We start from the raw sequence: 18714 nt of genomic DNA, 5'->3' as shown, positions 1-18714 counted from the left end.
TGCCAGTGCCACCATCCGTGGCAATCAGGTCGACCCAGGACCACTTTCTTATGCGCCATCTTGTTTACGTTTTTATTCCTTCAGCCCTGATTTTGCTGACCGCGTTCAGGCTGGCTTTTGCCTTATGGCAATGGCCCCGTGTGCGTCAGGCCGGAGGTCTGCTGCCCATTCTGATTGGCGGCCTGCGTATCGACGCGCTGATAATTGCCGCCTTGAGCGCCCCCGTTGTCTTGCTGGCCCCCTGGGTGGGACACTACCCGGTGATGACGACAGTCGCAGCCATCTGGTTTACCTTCGCCTGGTTTTTGCTGACCTTGCTGGAAGTCTCCACGCCCCAGTTCATTATTGAATACGACACTCGTCCAAACCGGCTGTATGTGGACTACCTGAAACATCCTCAGGAAGTGGTGGGCATGCTCTGGAAAGGCTATCGACTGATGATCGGCATCGCCCTGATCGGACTGGGCCTGATTGTGTATTCAGGCTGGGCTATCTTTGGGCAGGTCTCCCCCGATCCGGTAATGAGCTGGTGGCTGCGTCCCATCTGGATGCTGGTGGGAGCCGCCCTGTGCGCACTGGCGATACGGGGCACCTTGGCCCACCGCCCCATCAACCCTTCCTCGGTGGCCTGGAGCAGCGACAGCATGCTCAACACACTGCCACTCAATTCGCTGTACAACGTAGCCTACGCTATCTACAGCATGAAAAACGAGCGTTCTGCCCAGGACATTTACGGTGGCATGGATGCCGCCGAAATGAACCAGATCGTGCGCGATGCGGCAACTTTGCCTGCCGGCCCTGACACATTACCCACCCTGCACCGTCAAACGCCCGCACAACAACGCGAGCGCAAACCCAATCTGGTCCTGATCGTAGAGGAGAGCCTGGGCGCCCAATATGTCAGCAATCTGGGCGGCGCCAATCTGACCCCCGAGCTGGACAAGCTGGCCCAAACAGGCTGGAACTTTCGCCGTGCTTATGCCACCGGCACCCGCTCGGTGCGTGGTCTGGAAGCGGTTTCCGCCGGCTTTCCTCCCACCGTGGCCGATGCGGTGCTGCGACTGCCCGGCTCGCAAACCCGCTTTTTTACTCTGGCCCAATTACTCAAAGAGCAAGGTTACCGTTCGCGCTTTATCTATGGCGGCGAAGCCCACTTTGACAATATGAAGAGCTTTTTCCTGGGCAATGGCTTTGATGAGCTGTATGAACAATCCAGCTTTGAGTCCCCCGAGTTCGTCGGCACCTGGGGCGCCAGCGACGAGGATATGTTCAACAAGCTGCACCATTTACTTAGCCAGGACAAGGAGCAGCCTACCCTGACACTGGCCTTCTCCGTCAGCAATCACTCGCCCTGGGAGTACCCGGCTGGCCGTATCCAGGTCGAAGGCGACCCTGCCACCGTAGAGAACACCGTGCGTTACGCGGACTGGGCCATTGGGGACTTCTTCAAAAAAGCCCGCCAATCCGACTATTGGGACAACACGGTATTTTTGATTGTGGCCGACCACGACTCGCGCGTGGGTGGGGCCAATCTGGTGCCTTTACGCCACTTCCATATTCCCGCCCTGATTCTGGGCGGGGGTGTGCCCAGCCGCCAGGACGAACGCATTATCAGCCAGATCGATCTGGCTCCCACCCTGCTATCCCTGATGGGGATTGAAAGCGAGCACCCCATGATCGGGCGCGACCTGACCCAGCAAGACAGCGACCGAGCCATGATGCAATATTTCGAGAACTACGGATATCTAAAGGGCGATATCCTGACCGTGCTGATGCCCCACCAGTCGCCTTGCCAATATCGCTATACCGCACCGGACAAGTACGAGCCGCTGGAGCAGATAGACGACGTATTGGCCAAGGAGGCACTGGCCCACGTGCTCTGGCCTAGCTGGGCATACCACGAACAGGCTTACACCCTGCCCCACCTGCAAAAACGCTGAAACCGAGAGCACAGGGCTTGACGAAGCCCTTAATTCGCTCTATTATGCTTGTCTTTAGTCGGGGCGTAGCGCAGCCTGGTAGCGCATCTGGTTTGGGACCAGAGGGTCGCGAGTTCGAATCCCGCCGCCCCGACCATTAAAGAATTAAAGGCTTAGTTCATTGCACAGTGAACTAAGCCTTTTTCTTTGCCTACCCCTTGAACGTTAGTCTATTTGCATGGTGTGTTTTGCCTTGGGCAGTGAAAAATTGGCCCTTAGCCCTGATTCATCAATGCGTTCAAGCCCCCTTTTTAATGAGGCATACGCTTGCCAAGTTAACAAGGACAGGATATAATTTTTTGCTTAGTCGGGGCGTAGCGCAGCCTGGTAGCGCATCTGGTTTGGGACCAGAGGGTCGTAGGTTCGAATCCTATCGCCCCGACCAAAAAATTCAAAGGCCTTGCAGAGCAATCTGCAAGGCCTTTTTGTTTTGCTGACTCATTGAATCATGCACACCAGCAACGCCACAGCGTTTAACTTTGGCTTGGGCTTACCCCCACCGAATTGGGCAAACCAAAAATCGCATCAAATGCCCAGTTATAAATAAAGGCGAAGATGGGAAAGAAGGCCAGCAATACCGCCTCCATCAAAAAAGCCTTCCACAAACTGATATCCAGCCACCACGCAATCAGCGGGACCAGCAAAGACACCAGCACGATCTGAAAACCGGCCACATGCAGCACCCGGTGCCAGAAGGTGCGCCTCTGGATCTGACGGCGACGCTCCCAGGCCTCAAACAGCATGTTATAGAACAGGTTCACCGACACCGCACACGTGCTGATCATGAAAGACAACACACCACTTTGCATCGCCCCCGCCCCGCTCAAGTGCCCCAATACGGTTGCCGCTACCATCATGCCCAACAGCTCGAACATCCCCACATAGACAACTCTTCTTTTCCACCCCTGCACGATAAATATCCTTGATAAAAATGCTGAAAAGCATGATTATCCGCAGTAATTCTTTTAGAAAAAGTCAGATTCCATCAGTTTTACTTATAGGTTGAATCATGCTTACCAGCGATCATCTGGAGCTATTGTTGGCCGTGGTCGAACACGGCTCTTTTTCCTCTGCAGCACGGGCCTTGCGACGGACGCAATCGGCCGTCAGCATGGCCGTAGCCAATCTGGAGGCCGAGCTGGACCTGACGCTATTTGACCGCAGCCGCCGTGAACCCGTACCGACTGCCGAACTGCTGGCCATGCTGCCCGAGGCCAAACTGATCGCCAGCCGCTTGCAGGGTTTGCGGCTGCATTTGCAGGAATTGTCGGGGGGGCTGGAAAGTCATTTGCGGCTGGGTATCGTCTGCGACGTTGATCCCAAACCGGCTTTGATTGCCTTGCAGGCTCTGGAGCAACGCTATCCCGGCCTGGACATAGAGCTGCGAACCGCGCCGCAAGACACACTGGTCGAGGCCCTGAAAAAACGCGAGCTGGATCTGTGCATTGCCTACGGCGGACTGGAACTGGAAAGCGTGGGGATCATCCAGTCCTTGTGGACCGAAACCATTAGCGCCGTCGCAGCGCCTGACCATCCCTTGGTGCGAGGTGGCCCCCGCCCCCTGGAGGACTTGAAAGCCTACCGGCAGATTGTCATTACCAGCCCCGACAGTGATCTCAACAAAGACCGCTCCATGCTCAGCCTGCGTCAGTGGAAAACGGACAACTTGTCCCTGACGCTGGAACTGGTGGAGCGGGGTTTAGGCTGGGCAAATCTGCCCTTGTCGTGCTTGCGGCCCTCACTGGAGTCTGGCCGTTTGCACCGTATCCAGTTCTCTACCGGCAGCAACGGGCTGGACTTGCCCATTTATCTACTGCAATCCAAGGGGCAGAATGTGGGCAAAGCGCAGGCCCTGTTCAGACAGGCCCTGCAAGACGAGCTAAATAGCCGCGTCCTCCCTACTCCGGCACCGTGACATTGGCCTGGCCACTATCGGCCAGGAACTGGGCCACCATCCCCTCTTTCTTCTGCCGGGCAATAAAAGCCTCGACCCAGGCATGAGCCAACGTACGTTCCGAAGGCACCGCCATGGCCTGACGAATCACGGTAAAACTGTCGGGCAGCACACGCAAACCGCTGCGGGAACTCGCATAACGCTCCAGAGGCTGACGCACACCGGCAGCAGCATCCAGCTCCTCTTCTACAAACAGGTCGATGGCATCAGCAGAGGTGGTTGCCCGCACCAGATCGGCATGTTTCAAATGACGGCTCAGGAACAGGTCGTAGGCCGCGCCCTTACCAACCGCAATGCACAGGCCTGGCCGATCCAGTTGATCCACGGTCTGAAAGGCAGACTCCTCGCGTACCAGATACGTGCCTTCAATGTGTACATAGGCTTCACTGAAGCGGATCTTCTCCGCACGCTTGGGATCAATCGCCAAAAAAGCCAAATCCCACTCATCCCGATACACTGCCTCCACCACGGCCTGAGCCGCATCGTAGCCGCGAAATTGCACGCTCAAGCCCAGCTCTTGCGCCACACTGTGAGCCAGATCGGCCGACACCCCTTTGGGCGACTGCTCATTGGCACCGCGTTGGGCCAGGACGGGGTTGCCGTAATTCATGGCAACACGCAACACCCCGCTAGGGGCCAGTTCTGCTGCGACAGCCTGCTTTTGTGTCATGTAAATGCTCCGTCATACTTTTAAGAACCCGGTCTTCTACAATAACGCACCTTCCTGTCCCACTACATAATGGAGCGCCTCTATGTCTCGTGATGATCTTGGAAAACTCTTGCTGCGTGTCACGGTCGGTGTGTTGATTCTGCTGCACGGCATCGCCAAGATACGTTATGGCATCGGCGGCATTGAACGAATGCTGATCGCCAACAATATGCCCGGCTTTCTGGCCTGGGGTGTCTACATAGGCGAAGTAATTGCTCCGGTCCTGATGATTCTGGGCTTTTACGCCCGTGCTGGCGGTTTGATTGTAGCCATGAACATGGTCATTGCCTTGTTGCTGGCCCACAGCAACCAGATCAGCAGTTTCAATGCCCAAGGCATTTGGGCTTTGGAGTTGCAAGGGATGTTCCTGATTGGTGCGCTGACCGTAGGCTTGATTGGTGCCGGACGCTACAGCCTGGGTGGTGATGGCGGCCCCTGGAACTAAGGCTGGCCCCAACCCTGTGCTAAAAGAACGCCCGCCTCGCCGGGCGTTTTTCATGGATGATCAAGCCACTACCACCACCTGACCCTGTTAGCACCAGCCACTCAATCTGCCAGCCCCAGACGCCTCTACCCTCAACGACACTGGTGTTGGTGTTGGTGTTGGTGTTGGTGTTGGTGTTGGTGTTGGCACCCAAGCTTCCTACCTTAACTCGCCAAGGTCAAATCCAGGCGCAAACCACCTTTCTCCGACACACTGGCCTGCACCTTGCCCTGATAGCTGCGCGCCAGCTCACGCACAATATCCAATCCCAAACCAAAGCCAGGGTGCCGTTCATCCGCACGCTGACCTCGGCCAAACACACGCTCAAGCTGCTCCGGGTCCAGGCCAGGGCCATCATCTTCCACCACCAGATGCAGCACATTGTCCTGCTGCCACACCTGACACCACACATTTTGTGCGGCCCATTTGCAGGCGTTGTCCAAGAGATTACCGGCCATCTCCTGCAAATCCTGCTCTTCGCCTTTAAAAACCAATTCCTGCTCGGACACATCCAGATGAATCTGCTTATCCTTGTGCAAACGTCCCATCACCCGGCACAGGGACTGCAAACAGGCAGACACATCGGTACGCACGCCAATGGCTCTTACCGCCATGGCCCGTGCACGAGACAAGTGGTGATCAACCTGACGCTGGGCCAAGGCCACCTGCTCGCTAACCACAGCCGCCAAATGCGGATCTTCTGCCTGGGCTGCATTACCCATAATCGTTAGCGGGGTTTTGACGGCATGGGCCAGGTTTCCAGCCTGCGCCCGCGCACGATCCACCATGCCCGCATTGGCACTGAGCACCGCATTGAAATCATCCACCAAGGGCTGAATTTCGCTGGGAAAACTACCACCAACTTGCGGCTCACGGCCTTCTTGCACATCCAGCAAACGGCGTCGCAACAGATGCAAAGGATACAAGGCCAGCACCACTTGCAAGATAGCCGCCAGAATCAGACCCACGGCCAAACCGCCCAGAGACAGGAACAGAATCCGCTCAAAACGGGCCAAGGGCTCGGCCAACAGCTCCCGCTTGCCCGCCACCATGATCTGCAAGCTTTGGCCCTTGTCGTTAACCTCGTCCAGCTCCTGACGCAGCACCACCAGTCGCTGCTTTTCCGGGCCGGTCAGTGACAGAACGCCATTGGGCGTATCAGGCGCATTCACATCCAGGGCTTCGTCCCACAAAGAAGTTGACCGCAAAACGACGCTCCACTGATCGCTGCCCACCTCCTGGCGGGCAATCTGCCAGTACATGCCGGAATACGGTTGTTCAAATAAAGGATCACTCAGACGCGATTGCAGGGTAACGCCATCCGCATTGTCCAGATTCACATCCGCCATGATCTGGTCCAGATGAGTTTGCAAACGCTGCTCGAACTGACGATAAACATGGTCTTGAAACAGGCGATTCAAGCCCAAGCCGGCCAGCACAATACTGATCAAAATCCAGGCCAAGGTCCCCAGCAGCAAGCGGCCACGCAAGGAACCCAAAATGGAGTGACCCCGCCAGGCAATCATGCTTCGGGGTCCACCAGACGGTAGCCCATGCCTCGCACCGTTTCGATGTAGCCGGGGGGCAGCTTTTTGCGCAAACGACCGATAAACACCTCGATGGTATTGGAGTCACGCTCGAAGTCTTGCGAGTAAATATGTTCAGTCAACTGGGTACGTGACAAAACCTGACCGGGGTGATGCATCATAAATGCCAACAAGCGGTATTCATGACTGGTCAGAGACAGAACCATGCCCGCACAACTGATCGAGGACGAGCGCGCATCCAGCTCCAATTTACCCAACTGCAAACGCGGGTTCGCCTGCCCCGCCGCACGGCGCAGCAGGGCCCGCATACGGGCCAGCAACTCTTCCATGTGAAAGGGCTTGGCCACGTAGTCGTCAGCACCGGCATCCATGCCTTCAACCTTGTCGTGCCAGTCATTGCGGGCCGTCAGAATCAGCACCGGCATATTAATGTCCGAAGCGCGCCAGCGACGCAATACCGATACCCCGTCCATGCCTGGCAAGCCCAGATCCAGCACGACTGCGTCAAAGGCTTCAACCTCGCCCTGGTAATGCCCCTGCTCGCCATCATGAGCGACTTGAACGGCATAGCCCGCCCGCTCCAGCGCCTGTTGCAATTGCGCTGCCAAGGTAGGTTCGTCTTCAACAACCAGTATCCGCATATCAATGTCCTCGGGAGTGCGAACGTTTCACACCACGCACACGCAGCACCTTGCCGGTCAAAGCATCCACTTTCAGGCGCAGGAGGCGGTTGTCGTCAACCAGCATGCGTAACTCATACACCCACAGATCAACGCGTTCGTCATATTCAAACTGCACACGCAGCACTCGACCGGGATACGTTTCCCTCACCCGTTTCAACACCTCCCGCAGCGGCAAGGCTTCCCCACGGCGCACGGCCTCACGGGCCTGATCGTGGCCACGGTAGGCCGGCCCTGGAGGCCAGTACGGACTGGGGCCGAAACGCTCGTTAGGCGGGGGAGGTTCGGGCGGAGGTGGTAGCGGGGGTAGACGACGAAAACAGTCATCATCCCCGACGTAATCATGTCCCGACCAATCCGAACGCTGATCCCTGTCCCACGACGAATCGCCCCGCTGCTTTTTGCTGCCGCAGTCAGGAGAATCATGGGAATGGGCAAATGCCAATGGCATCACCGCCGTCAGAACGGCGGCCAAACTCATCAGCAATGCGGATTGTTTAATGGACGTCATGAGAATAGGTAGGTGCAAACAAAAAAGAGGGATCAAACGACCACGCCCCCTTATATAGCAAGCTGCGGATGAACATAACATGAACAGCGGCTTCAGTTTAGATTCAGAGCCACCTATCCATAATGGGCACCAGGCTGACAGGACAAATCAACCTTCCCACCTCAAAAGGAAGCTACCCAGGAATCTGACAGCACCACTTTTTGATTACATGAAGGAGCTATACATGAAACGCACTTCCCTCTTTTCTGCCTTGGTAGTGAGCGCAAGCCTGTTGGGTGGCACTGCTGCCATTGCACAGGACGCCACAAGCACAGCCCAAACACAAACTACCCAAAAACAGACTCGTCAGGCCCGTGACCATAAACCACTGACCGCGAACGACGTCACCGATATTGGCCCAGCCTACCAGCGTCTGAAAGAGGCAGGCTACAGCAAGGTCGGCAGCCTGCATCAGCGCGGCGACCGCATCATGGCCATGGTGGTGGATAAGGACGGCAAGGTCGTTCGTGTCCGCTCCGAAGGCGAAAACGGTGCCTTTACAGTCGTCGAACGTAAAACCGACGGTCAACATCGTCGCGGCCACCGCGACGGACACCGTGACGGTACCAGCAAGGAAGCCAAATAAGTTTTGTATCCCGGCTTATCCGTATCACTTTCCCCTAAGCCGTTGCTGTTCGCAATCAGTCGTTTGAAGTGACAAGCCCTTGTTGTGTTAACAGTCAAAGTCGGTAGCTGGACCTTGCCGCTCCCATCAAGGCAGTGGCAAGCAAGCAGGACGAAAAACGGCGCATCCCCTGGCGCCGTTTTTCTTTTTCTACTGGCTAGCCCGGATAGGGACATCCCGCATAAGGGGTTAGGATGAAAGTCTATTTCACCTTTGGGAAACGTGTCTCTCATGCTGTCTGCTGATTCTGTTTACTCGCAAAGCTACTCGGAATTTCACTGGTCCATCCCCGAACACTACAACATCGCTCACGATGTTTGCGACAAGTGGGCTGACGGATCTGGACGTCTTGCCCTGATCCAGCAAGGACCTGATGGCCAGGTCAAACGCTACACCTTCGATCAACTCAAAGCCTGGTCCGACTCGCTGGCTGCCGCCTGGCAAGCCCAAGGAATACAGGCAGGTGACCGTATCGCCATTTTTTTGGCGCAGGGGCTGGAAACCGCTCTAGCCCATTTGGCAACCTACAAGATTGGCGCTATTGCCATGCCCTTGTTCACCCTGTTCGGCACGGATGCGCTGCGCTATCGCCTGAATGACTCCGGCGCCAGCACCTTGATTACCGATCAACAAGGACTGGGGACGCTGCTGCCACTGCGTGAGCATCTGCCGCAACTCAAATATCTTTATCAAAGTGACAGCCAGCAGGATCAGGAACAGGCGCTGTCCCTGTGGCAAGCCATTGCCGCCCACCCGGAACCGGCACCACGCACCCTGAACACCCGAGCAGACGACCCCGCCGTGCTGATCTATACCTCCGGCACCACCGGCTCGGCCAAAGGCGCGCTGCATGCCCACCGTGTGCTGCTGGGGCACCTGCCGGGCGTGGAGATGTCGCACAACTTTCTGCCCACCGGCGAAGGCCTGATGTGGACCCCTGCCGATTGGGCCTGGATTGGCGGCCTGCTGGATGTACTGCTACCCGCCTGGCATCACGGCATTCCCGTACTGGCCTACCGCTTTCCCAAATTCGATGCCCAAGCCACCTGGAAGCTGATGTCTGAACACGGCGTCACGCATACCTTCCTGCCGCCCACGGCACTAAAAATGTTGCGTCGCAGCCAATGGTCACGCGAGCAATGGCCCCTGAAGCTGCAATCCATTGCCAGCGGCGGGGAATCTTTGGGTGCGCAGCTACTGGATTGGGCAAAACAGGAACTGGGCATCACCATCAACGAGTTCTACGGACAAACCGAGTGCAATATGATCGTGTCCTCTTGCTCGGCCTGGTTTCCCGGTCAGGCCGGCAAAATCGGCAAGGCCGTACCCGGCCACAAAGTGGCCATTGTGGATGATCAGGGGCAGATTCAGAGAACCGGTGTTGAAGGCCATATTGCTGTTCAAGCTCCCGATCCGGTCATGTTTCTGGGCTATTGGCAAAAACCGGACGCCACCCGCGAAAAATTTGTGGGAGACTGGCTGCTGACCGGCGATAAAGGCATGCAGGACGAGGACGGCTATATCCAGTTCGTAGGCCGGGATGATGATGTGATCACCAGCTCCGGCTACCGGATTGGCCCCGGCCCGATTGAAGATGGCCTGATGGGGCATTCCTCTGTGGCGATGGCAGCAGTCATAGGGGTGCCCGATCCGGAACGCACTGAAGTGGTGAAAGCCTTTATTGTGCTCAAAGAAGGGGTCGAACCTTCCCAAGCGCTGGTCAAGGAGATTCAGGAGCACATCAAGCGCCGGGTCGCGGCACATGAATACCCGCGGCAGATTGAGTTTGTGGATGCCCTGCCCATGACCACCACGGGCAAAGTCATACGTCATGCTTTGCGCAAGTTAAGTCAGTAGCGATTCAGCTATCGCCCAACGAAGAGGTGGGATCAGCGCGGCAATCAGCCCAGATGCTGAACGTAGGAGTGTATGGTGCTTCAGTGAGCGCCATACTCCCATCGACCAAGTACAGAGCAAGGCTCAAGCACTGCTTGTCCGTGCCGCCCCCCCATCACGCGGCACATGAGTAAACCCGTACGGATTGGAGCAATCTTGTTTTTGACTATCCCGGACAACAAAACACCCTAATCCTTAGATTTCTGTCCAAGGATTAGGGTGTTGTCATACGGAGACGGTAATTCCGTACCAGGGTCTAGCTGGCTACCAGACTCCAGACAAAGCCCCATAAGACAGCTTTGCCTGCATCCGTCTGATTAACCGAAACGACCGGTAATGTAGTCTTCGGTTTCTTTGCGAGCCGGTTTCACGAAAATCTGGTCAGTTTCACCAAACTCCATCAGCTCGCCCAGATACATATAGGCGGTGTAATCCGAGCAACGTGCTGCTTGCTGCATGTTGTGGGTCACGATCACCACGGTGTAGTCCGCTTTCAGCTCAGCAATCAGCTCTTCGATCTTGGCGGTGGAAATCGGATCCAGCGCCGAGCAAGGCTCGTCCAGCAGCAGAACTTCAGGTTTGATCGCCACACCACGGGCAATACACAGACGCTGTTGCTGACCACCGGACAAGCCGTTACCGCTTTGGTGCAGCTTGTCTTTCACTTCATTCCACAGCGCGGCTTTGGACAGGGCCCATTCCACACGCTCGTCCATTTCACCTTTACTCAGGCGCTCGAACAAACGCACGCCAAAGGCCACGTTGTCGTAAATACTCATGGGAAACGGTGTCGGTTTCTGAAACACCATACCCACTTTGGCGCGGATCAAGGAAATGTCCTGCTTGGACGTCAGCAGGTTTTCATTGTCCAGCAGGATTTCACCCTCAGCACGTTGGCCGGGGTACAGCTCGTACATGCGGTTCAGCGTGCGCAGCAAGGTGGATTTACCGCAACCGGAAGGTCCGATAAAGGCCGTAACCTTCTTTTCCTTGATAGACATGTTCACATTGCGCAGGGCATGGAATTTGCCATAGAAGAAATTCAGGTTACGGATTTCAATCTTGGTCGATTCGTCGGAGGTAATAATTTGACTCATAGCGTTGGCCGACTAGGGCGCTCCGTGAAAACGTTATTTTTGGCGGAAAAGGCTGCGAGCCAGGATATTGATACCCAAGACCAGCAAGGTAATCAGCACCGCACCTGCCCAGGCCAGACGGTTCCAGTCCTCAAAGGGGCTGGCAGCATATTGGAAAATCACCACAGGCAAGTTGGCCAGCGGCGCGTTCATGTTCAGGGACATGAACTGGTTGTTCAAGGCGGTGAACAACAAGGGAGCCGTTTCACCAGCAATACGAGCCACGGCCAGCAGAACACCCGTCACGATACCGGGCAAGGCTGCACGGTAGGAGATGGACATCACAATCTTCCACTTGGGGCAGCCCAAGGCTGCCGCTGCTTCACGCAGGCCATTGGGGACCAACATCAGCATATTGTCGGTAGAACGCACGACCACCGGGATTACCAAAATGGCCAGAGCCAGCGCACCGGCCCAACCCGAATAGTGTCCCACCTGGGCCACATACACGGCGTAGATAAACAGACCAATAATGATGGACGGGGCCGACAGCAGCACGTCATTCAGAAAGCGGGTTGCTGGTGCCAGCCAGCCGCGCTGACCGTACTCGGCCAGATAGGTCCCGGCCAGAATGCCGATAGGCGTACCAATCAGGGTACCAACGCCCGCCATCATGACACTGCCAACGATGGCGTTCAACAAACCACCCTGGCCACCTGGAGGCGGTGTGCTTTCAAACAGCAAGGACCAGGCCATGGCACTACTGCCCTTTTCAATCAAGGTCCAGATGATCCAGAACAGCCAGAACAGGCCAAAGATCAAAGCAGCAAAAGACACCCCCAGCATCAGGCGGTTGAACACCTGCCTGCGTTTGTAGATCGGGTTGCTCAGACTAATTGCGGATTTTTTATCAAACATGGTAGGTGATCCTTAGCGCGACGTGCCTTCGTTCTTGGCCAGACGCAACAAGAGCAACTTGGAGATCGCCAATACAACCGTGGTGATCAGGAACAGGATCAGACCCAGCTCCAGCAAGGCGGATTTCTGCATGCCACCGGCCTCGTTAAACTCGTTGGCCAAGGCCGACGCAATCGAGTTCGACGGCGAGAACAGCGAACTGGGCAAGTTAAAGGAGTTACCAATCACAAAAGTGACGGCCATGGTTTCACCCAAGGCACGCCCCAAACCCAGCATGATCCCGCCAATGACCCCGTTCTTGGTGAAAGGCAGAACCACACGCCACATCACTTCCCAGGTCGTGCTGCCCAAACCGTAGGCAGACTCTTTGAGCATGGGAGGAACCAGCTCGAACACATCGCGCATCACGGCCGTAATGAAGGGGATCACCATGATGGACAGAATCAGACCGGCGGTAAACACACCAATCCCGAAGGGAGGGCCCGCAAAGATCTGACCCAGCACGGGCACCCCATCAAAAAAGGAGATCAGGCTGGGCTGCACATAGCGCTGGAACAGGGGCACGAAAACAAACAAGCCCCACATACCGTAAATAATGGAGGGAATCGCGGCCAGCATTTCAATGGCCGTACCCAGAGGGCGACGCAGCCAGGCAGGCGAGAGCTCCGTCAGGAACATGGCAATCCCGAAAGAGACCGGCACTGCAATACAGAGCGCAATCAGCGAGGTGAGCAAGGTACCGGCAATGGGCACCAATGCGCCATATTCGTTATTGACCGGATCCCAGTTATTCGTCCAGAGAAAAGAGAAACCGTATTCGGCAATGGATTCCCGGCTTCCATAGATCAGGGAAATAGAGATGGCAGCCAGCAATATGAACACGAGAAACGCAAACGAGCGCGTCATGTTCTTGAAAATGCCGTCCATAAAGGCGTTCTGATTTGATTTCATGTAGACAGATGAAGGGTCAGGCCGGAATGGGACAAACGCACTGCAATCGATTTATGGATTCTGTAACAGCCAAGGCACGTTCAGGTCCAGCAAAACGATCGGGGCACGCGCGGTGCGTCCAAGACAAAACCGTAATTTTTACATAATAAAGACGGCACCACCTAGTGGTGGGCCGTCTCGCAAGATCAATTTACAACTGACCTGTATTTGAACACGAATCTTACTTCCAGACCGCAGCGCCGTCTTTGGACTTGATCTCAGCAGCCCAGACCGCTTTGATCTTGTCGGTCACGTCTTTAGGCAAAGCCACGTAATCGAGCTCTTCAGCAGATTTGGCACCGTTCTCGAAGGCCCAGTTAAAGAAGTTCAGCACTTCTTTACCGCTCTCAGGCTTGTCCTGCACCTTGTGCATCAAGATAAAGGTCGCTGCTGTGATAGGCCAGGATTGAGCACCAGGCTCTTCGGTCAAAATCACACCCATGCCAGGCGTACCCGCCCAGTCTGCGTTCGCAGCGGCGGCGGCAAAGCTTTCCTGACCTGGCTGGACGAACTGACCGTCCTTGTTCTTCAACTGAGTCCAGGACAGCTTGTTTTGCTTGGCGTAAGCGTACTCAACATAACCGATCGAGTTCTGCAGTTGACGGACGTAAGCGGCCACGCCTTCATTACCCTTGCCACCTTGACCAGTAGGCCACTTTACCGCCTTGCCTTCACCAACCTGGGATTTCCAGTCTGGAGACACTTTGGACAGGTAGTTGGTCCAACCAAAGGTGGTGCCCGAACCGTCGGAGCGGTGAACCACCACGATGTCCTTGTTAGGCAGGGTCAGCTCGGGGTTCAGCTCTTTGATCGCTGCGTCATCCCACTTGGTGATCTTGGCCAGGTAGATATCGCCCAGTACTTTACCGGACAGTTTCAGTTGGCCAGGCTCAATGCCTTCCACATTGATCACAGGCACCACACCACCGATCACGGCGGGGAACTGCAACAGATTTTCTTTTTCCAGCGTCTCGACCTTCATTGGGTCGTCCGAGGCACCGAAGTCCACGGTCTTGGCAATAATCTGCTGTTGACCACCACCCGAACCGATCGACTGGTAGTTCACGCGGTTATTCGTTTGCTTGGCGTATTCAGCCGCCCACTTGGCATAAATAGGGTAAGGGAACGACGCACCCGCACCGGTTACGTCTGCAGCTGTGGCAGTGGCCGCAAAAGCGCTGAACGCCAGAGCAATACTTACCTTGTTGAATACACGTTTTAACATCGAGAAATCCTCTTGATGATAGTCAGATGACAGGCCCACCCTGTATGTGAAGACATAGTAAACAGGCTATGTGACATGTTCATGACAGTCTTATTTTTCACACACCACCGAGGCGCTGCATCAAATGCTGATGCAAATTGAACGGTGCACCACGACTTCGGATGCGATTATACGTACCATCCGGACTGGCTTTCCAGGACAACTGGTTATCCCGCAAGGCATAGGTAAAGGCTTCGGCAATGACCCGCCTTTTCAGGCTGCGATCCAGTACCGGCACTCCCAACTCCACCCGACGAAAGAAGTTGCGATCCATCCAGTCTGCCGAGGAGATAAAAACCTCTTCCTGGCCACCATTGTAGAAATAGAAAACACGCGAGTGTTCCAGAAAGCGCCCGATAATCGAACGAACCTGAATATTTTCCGATAGGCCCGGCACTCCGGCACGCAAGGCGCAAGCACCACGCACAATCAGATCCACCCTGACCCCGGCCTGGCTGGCATCGTACAAGGCCTGAATAATCTTGGGCTCGAGCAAGGAGTTCATCTTGGCCATGATCCGGGCCTTTTGACCCGCTAAAGCACGCTCGGTCTCGGCCTGAATCCGATCCATCATGCTGTCATGCAAAGTAAAGGGTGATTGCAATAGTTGCTTTAACGGTCGCCAGGCTCCCAGGCCCGTCAACATGGAAAACACCTTATCCATGTCCTCGCATACTTCCTGATTAGCCGTCAGCAGCCCGAAATCCGTATACAAGCGGGCCGTGCGTGGGTGATAGTTACCAGTGCCCAAATGTCCATAACGGCGAATGACACCGGCTTCACGGCGCAGGACCAACACCATTTTCGCGTGAGTCTTGTGGCCAACCACCCCATAACTGACATGAGCGCCCACCTCTTCCAGCTTGGCCGCCCAGTTGATATTGGTCTGCTCATCAAAACGGGCCATCAGCTCGACAACGACCGTCACTTCCTTGCCAGCCCGCGCTGCCGACAAAAGAATATTCATCAACTCCGAATCCTCACCGGTGCGATAAATGGTCTGTTTGATACCCACCACCGCTGGATCGGCCGCCGCTGCGCGCAAAAAGCTCAAGACCGGTTGAAAAGACTGATAAGGGTGATGCAGCAATTGGTCCTTGCGTGCAATCGTGTCAAAAAACTGAGCAGGTGATTCAAAGGACGAATCAAAAGGGGCAGGAATGGGGGCTCGGTAATCCGCAAACAGCAAGTCAGGGCGATCGGGAACATTGCACAACTGCATCAAACGCGACAAATTCACTGGGCCACTCACCCGATAGGTGTCGGGTGCCTCCAGCGAAAACTCACTTTGCAAAAAGCGTTCCAGACGCTCGGGCATGGAATGGTCGATTTCCAGACGGACAGCGGCACCAAAATTACGTTGAGACAACTCGCCTTGCAAGGCGGCACGCAAATTAGTGACCTCTTCCTCGTCCACAAACAAATCGCTGTTGCGGGTAACACGCCACTGGTAGCACCCCTTCACATCCATACCAGGGAACAACTCCTGCACGAAAACACTGATCAATGAGGTCAGTAGCATGTAACCCTGGGGAATGCCGGCAATATCGTCAGGTACCCGGATCACACGCGGCAAGGCACGCGGTGCCTGCACAATAGCAATCGTGCCGGTACGACCAAAAGCGTCCTCGCCACTGAGTTCAACAATGTAATTCAGGCTTTTGTTGTAGACACGAGGAAAAGGATGGGCCGGGTCCAGGCCAATGGGCGTGAGCAAAGGCATGACATCACGCATAAAGGTTTGGTACGCCCACTCCCGTTGAGCCTGCGTCCAGTGCGCCGTCAACAACAGCCCGATCCCTTCATCCATCAACTTGGGCAATACATCGGCCATCAAGAGCTCGTTCTGTCTATCGATCAACTGATGTGTCGCAGCCTGAACTTTGTCAAAAGCCTGTTGAGGCAAAAACCCATCATCTCCCACCTGATGAGGATTTTGCAAAATCTGTTCTTTCAGGCTGGAAATACGAATTTCAAAAAATTCGTCCAGATTAGAGCTAACAATACAGATATAGCGCAAACGTTCCAGCAAAGGCGTAGTGGAATTTTCGGCCATGGCCAGCACTCGCTCATTGAATTTGAGCAAGGACAACTCACGGTTTAGCAAGGTCGAATCGGGAGAAGGCAGCATGGTGAGATCGTTAAAAAGCCAAAAAAGAAGGATCGTGAGACTTTTACTACATGAATATTACAGTGCGATGACCTGGACGCATGGCTACCCCCCTCACAAGCAGACAGAGCACTTGCACACATCACACCATCGCTGTGGCGAGGTTTTTGATCTAACTTTTCTTAATTTTGCGGTTTATGAAACAAAACCCATGATTAATGTCCTTATAATCGCACAGTAATCATCCCGAGCAATGCCTCATGGAACAACTTCTTGCCGCTGTGGACCTGGGCTCCAACAGCTTTCGTTTATCCATTGGACGAGTCGTTCAGCACAACGGTCATGCCCAGATCTACACCATTGACCGCCTTAATGAATCTGTCCGACTTGCCGCCGGCATGGGCCCGGACAAGTACATCAGTCCCGACGCCATTGAACGCGCTGTCGTCATCCTGAAACGCTTTAACGAACGTCTGGCCGGTTTTCACCCCAATCGCGTTCGTGCCGTGGCCACCAACACCTTTCGAGTGGCACGCAATTTAAGCGAGGTTTTGCCGGCTGCCGAGGCAGCCTTTGGCTTTCCCATCGAGGTCATCTCCGGCCACGAGGAAGCCCGTCTGATTTTCTCCGGCATCAGCAACGAACTGCCCCCCTCCCCCAACCGCCGCTTGATGATTGATATTGGTGGCGGTTCGACTGAAGTGATTATTGGCAAGGGCTTGAAGCCCCTGCTGCTGTCCTCCCTGTACATGGGCTGTGTCAGCTATACCGACAAATTCTTTGCCGATGGCGTAATTACCGAAGAGCGCATGAACAATGCAATTCTGACCGCCCGTCGCGAGCTGGAGGGCATTACGCGCCAGTACCGCAAGACAGGCTGGCAGGAAGCCTATGGCTCCTCCGGTACCGCCAAGGGTCTGGTTGCTATCTTGCAAGAGAATGGCATGTCCAAAAAGGGCATTACCCTGGAAGGCATGGAGCTTTTGCGCAAACGCCTGGTACAAGATGGCAAGGTAGACATGCGCAACCTGAGCGGCATCAAGCCTCATCGCGCGCCAGTGCTGGCAGCCGGTCTGGCCATTATGATGGCCGCCTTCCAGGAGCTGAAAATTCGCCAGATGTTGCCCGGTGAAGGCGCTTTGCGAGTAGGGGTGCTCTACGACATGCTGGGTCGAGAGTCCGAGCACGATCAGCGCGACCAGACGGTGCAGCAAATGATGAAACGCTATCAGGTCGATACGCGCCAGTCGCATCGTGTGCACGACGCTGCCATGCAGTTCTTCGGACAGCTGAAGCTGCCCGATACGCCAGAGGTACAGGAGTTGCAACGTCAACTGGGTTGGGCCGCTGATCTGCACGAAGTAGGCCTGAGCATTGCCCATGCGGATTACCACAAGCACACCGCTTATGTGCTGGAACATGCCGATATGCCCGGCTTTTCCAATGACGATCAGATGTTGCTCAGCTTCCTTAGCCTGGGTCATCAAGGCAAGCTGGGCAAGCTCAAACGCTTTGAAAGCAATAACACCTGGTGGCTGACATTATTGAGCCTGCGCTTGGCGGTCATGTTGATGCGCCGCCGTGAAGACAGAGAAACCTTACCGCTAAGCCTGCGGACTCGTGGAAAAACCGTCCAGATTCAGCTGGACCATGAGTGGATGGCCAGCCATCCCCTGACCCAGGCCTCTTTGCTGGCCGAAGTACAGGCCTGGCAAAGTGATATCAATGATCTGAGCCTGGAGCTGGTCTGAACAGGACGCGCTAAGAGTGTAGAGGCTGGGTGGGCTGTCGAACAACAATACACCCGGCCTGTAGCTGCTCTGGCCCAGGCTGACAGACGCTCGGACGGGCGTGTGACTCACACTGACTGGCCAAGCAATAAATGGGCTGAGCGATACCCAGCAAAGCCACAAGCCAAGCCAAACCAAGCAG

16 protein-coding genes and 2 tRNA genes are annotated in these 18714 nt (G+C 55.4%); 8 read left to right on the top strand and 10 right to left on the bottom strand.

Annotated features, from left to right (window positions below; all coding sequences use genetic code 11):
• The first annotated feature begins 50 nt into the window (after positions 1-50).
• The 3 genes from OKX01_RS04525 (at position 51) to OKX01_RS04515 (ending at position 2364) form a co-directional block, all read left to right on the top strand.
• The gene (locus tag OKX01_RS04525; protein WP_264672536.1) at positions 51-1940 is read left to right on the top strand and encodes an LTA synthase family protein; all 1890 of its coding nucleotides are present in this window, start codon (positions 51-53) and stop codon (positions 1938-1940) included.
• 59 nt (positions 1941-1999) lie between these two features.
• Positions 2000-2076 (top strand) — tRNA-Pro (locus OKX01_RS04520).
• A 211-nt stretch (positions 2077-2287) separates the two neighbouring features.
• Positions 2288-2364 (top strand) — tRNA-Pro (locus OKX01_RS04515).
• A gap of 88 nt (positions 2365-2452) precedes the next feature.
• Here OKX01_RS04515 and OKX01_RS04510 read toward each other — a convergent pair.
• Positions 2453-2890, bottom strand: a complete 438-nt coding sequence (locus tag OKX01_RS04510; protein ID WP_264672535.1) for a PACE efflux transporter — start codon at positions 2888-2890, stop codon at positions 2453-2455.
• A gap of 98 nt (positions 2891-2988) precedes the next feature.
• On the opposite strand from OKX01_RS04510, the gene OKX01_RS04505 reads away from it, so the two are divergent.
• Positions 2989-3894 carry a LysR family transcriptional regulator gene (locus tag OKX01_RS04505; protein ID WP_264672534.1) on the top strand — a complete coding sequence of 302 codons (906 nt, stop codon included), beginning with the start codon at positions 2989-2991 and terminating at the stop codon, positions 3892-3894.
• On the opposite strand, the gene OKX01_RS04500 is transcribed toward OKX01_RS04505, so the two are convergent.
• Positions 3878-4603 (bottom strand): transporter substrate-binding domain-containing protein, encoded by a 726-nt coding sequence (locus OKX01_RS04500; RefSeq protein ID WP_094195850.1) that lies wholly within the window; start codon positions 4601-4603, stop codon positions 3878-3880. The genes OKX01_RS04505 and OKX01_RS04500 overlap by 17 nt on opposite strands.
• A gap of 82 nt (positions 4604-4685) precedes the next feature.
• On the opposite strand from OKX01_RS04500, the gene OKX01_RS04495 reads away from it, so the two are divergent.
• Positions 4686-5087, top strand: a complete 402-nt coding sequence (locus tag OKX01_RS04495; RefSeq protein WP_094195849.1) for a DoxX family protein — start codon at positions 4686-4688, stop codon at positions 5085-5087.
• Positions 5088-5290: 203 nt separating this feature from the next.
• Here OKX01_RS04495 and OKX01_RS04490 read toward each other — a convergent pair whose 3' ends face one another.
• From OKX01_RS04490 to OKX01_RS04480, 3 genes are read right to left on the bottom strand one after another with little or no spacing between them, the layout of a single operon-like run.
• Positions 5291-6652, bottom strand: a complete 1362-nt coding sequence (locus tag OKX01_RS04490; RefSeq protein WP_264672533.1) for a sensor histidine kinase — start codon at positions 6650-6652, stop codon at positions 5291-5293.
• Positions 6649-7314, bottom strand: a complete 666-nt coding sequence (locus OKX01_RS04485) for a response regulator transcription factor (protein ID WP_094195847.1) — start codon at positions 7312-7314, stop codon at positions 6649-6651. Before OKX01_RS04485 ends, OKX01_RS04490 begins: the two co-directional genes overlap by 4 nt.
• A 1-nt stretch (position 7315) precedes the next feature.
• A complete protein-coding gene (locus OKX01_RS04480; protein WP_108727988.1) occupies positions 7316-7864 on the bottom strand; it encodes a PepSY domain-containing protein in 549 nt (182 codons plus the stop codon).
• A 223-nt stretch (positions 7865-8087) separates the two neighbouring features.
• Between OKX01_RS04480 and OKX01_RS04475 the strand changes: the two genes are divergently transcribed.
• Both OKX01_RS04475 and OKX01_RS04470 read left to right on the top strand, forming a co-directional pair.
• The gene (locus OKX01_RS04475; protein WP_249461302.1) at positions 8088-8489 is read left to right on the top strand and encodes a hypothetical protein; all 402 of its coding nucleotides are present in this window, start codon (positions 8088-8090) and stop codon (positions 8487-8489) included.
• Positions 8490-8759: 270 nt separating this feature from the next.
• Positions 8760-10385 (top strand): acyl-CoA synthetase, encoded by a 1626-nt coding sequence (locus OKX01_RS04470; RefSeq protein WP_094195844.1) that lies wholly within the window; start codon positions 8760-8762, stop codon positions 10383-10385.
• A gap of 356 nt (positions 10386-10741) precedes the next feature.
• Here the strand turns inward: OKX01_RS04470 and pstB are convergent, their stop codons facing one another.
• From pstB to ppk1, 5 genes are all read right to left on the bottom strand, one after another.
• The gene (gene pstB, locus OKX01_RS04465) at positions 10742-11521 is read right to left on the bottom strand and encodes a phosphate ABC transporter ATP-binding protein PstB (protein ID WP_009463840.1); all 780 of its coding nucleotides are present in this window, start codon (positions 11519-11521) and stop codon (positions 10742-10744) included.
• 33 nt (positions 11522-11554) lie between these two features.
• On the bottom strand, positions 11555-12418 hold the full coding sequence (gene pstA, locus OKX01_RS04460; protein ID WP_094195843.1) for a phosphate ABC transporter permease PstA: 864 nt from the start codon (positions 12416-12418) through the stop codon (positions 11555-11557).
• A 12-nt stretch (positions 12419-12430) separates the two neighbouring features.
• Complete coding sequence (gene pstC, locus OKX01_RS04455) at positions 12431-13369, bottom strand: phosphate ABC transporter permease subunit PstC (RefSeq protein WP_094195842.1); 939 nt, start codon at positions 13367-13369, stop codon at positions 12431-12433.
• Between the two features lie 220 nt (positions 13370-13589).
• Positions 13590-14633: a phosphate ABC transporter substrate-binding protein PstS gene (gene pstS / locus OKX01_RS04450; protein ID WP_108727991.1), complete on the bottom strand. Its 1044-nt coding sequence runs from the start codon at positions 14631-14633 to the stop codon at positions 13590-13592.
• Positions 14634-14730: 97 nt separating this feature from the next.
• Positions 14731-16803 (bottom strand): polyphosphate kinase 1, encoded by a 2073-nt coding sequence (gene ppk1 / locus OKX01_RS04445; protein ID WP_094195840.1) that lies wholly within the window; start codon positions 16801-16803, stop codon positions 14731-14733.
• Positions 16804-17042: 239 nt separating this feature from the next.
• Here ppk1 and OKX01_RS04440 point away from each other — a divergent pair, with 239 nt between their 5' ends.
• Positions 17043-18533, top strand: a complete 1491-nt coding sequence (locus tag OKX01_RS04440) for a Ppx/GppA phosphatase family protein (RefSeq protein WP_264672532.1) — start codon at positions 17043-17045, stop codon at positions 18531-18533.
• The last annotated feature ends 181 nt before the right edge of the window (positions 18534-18714 follow it).

Origin of the sequence: Alcaligenes sp. SMD-FA, from assembly GCF_025960365.1 — a bacterium.
GTDB classification, from domain to species: Bacteria; Pseudomonadota; Gammaproteobacteria; order Burkholderiales; family Burkholderiaceae_B; genus Alcaligenes; species Alcaligenes aquatilis.
This window is presented reverse-complemented; position numbering and strand designations above follow the sequence as displayed.

What these genes read in the sequence shown, in the direction of transcription:
- OKX01_RS04525 (WP_264672536.1), top strand. Translation starts at nt 51, where the DNA reads ATGCGCCATCTTGTTTACGTTTTTATTCCTTCAGCCCTGATTTTGCTG.
- OKX01_RS04505 (WP_264672534.1), top strand. Translation starts at nt 2,989, where the DNA reads ATGCTTACCAGCGATCATCTGGAGCTATTGTTGGCCGTGGTCGAACAC.
- OKX01_RS04500 (WP_094195850.1), bottom strand. Translation starts at nt 4,603, where the DNA reads ATGACACAAAAGCAGGCTGTCGCAGCAGAACTGGCCCCTAGCGGGGTG.
- OKX01_RS04495 (WP_094195849.1), top strand. Translation starts at nt 4,686, where the DNA reads ATGTCTCGTGATGATCTTGGAAAACTCTTGCTGCGTGTCACGGTCGGT.
- OKX01_RS04490 (WP_264672533.1), bottom strand. Translation starts at nt 6,652, where the DNA reads ATGATTGCCTGGCGGGGTCACTCCATTTTGGGTTCCTTGCGTGGCCGC.
- OKX01_RS04485 (WP_094195847.1), bottom strand. Translation starts at nt 7,314, where the DNA reads ATGCGGATACTGGTTGTTGAAGACGAACCTACCTTGGCAGCGCAATTG.
- OKX01_RS04480 (WP_108727988.1), bottom strand. Translation starts at nt 7,864, where the DNA reads ATGACGTCCATTAAACAATCCGCATTGCTGATGAGTTTGGCCGCCGTT.
- OKX01_RS04475 (WP_249461302.1), top strand. Translation starts at nt 8,088, where the DNA reads ATGAAACGCACTTCCCTCTTTTCTGCCTTGGTAGTGAGCGCAAGCCTG.
- OKX01_RS04470 (WP_094195844.1), top strand. Translation starts at nt 8,760, where the DNA reads ATGCTGTCTGCTGATTCTGTTTACTCGCAAAGCTACTCGGAATTTCAC.
- pstB (WP_009463840.1), bottom strand. Translation starts at nt 11,521, where the DNA reads ATGAGTCAAATTATTACCTCCGACGAATCGACCAAGATTGAAATCCGT.
- pstA (WP_094195843.1), bottom strand. Translation starts at nt 12,418, where the DNA reads ATGTTTGATAAAAAATCCGCAATTAGTCTGAGCAACCCGATCTACAAA.
- pstC (WP_094195842.1), bottom strand. Translation starts at nt 13,369, where the DNA reads ATGAAATCAAATCAGAACGCCTTTATGGACGGCATTTTCAAGAACATG.
- pstS (WP_108727991.1), bottom strand. Translation starts at nt 14,633, where the DNA reads ATGTTAAAACGTGTATTCAACAAGGTAAGTATTGCTCTGGCGTTCAGC.
- ppk1 (WP_094195840.1), bottom strand. Translation starts at nt 16,803, where the DNA reads ATGCTGCCTTCTCCCGATTCGACCTTGCTAAACCGTGAGTTGTCCTTG.
- OKX01_RS04440 (WP_264672532.1), top strand. Translation starts at nt 17,043, where the DNA reads ATGGAACAACTTCTTGCCGCTGTGGACCTGGGCTCCAACAGCTTTCGT.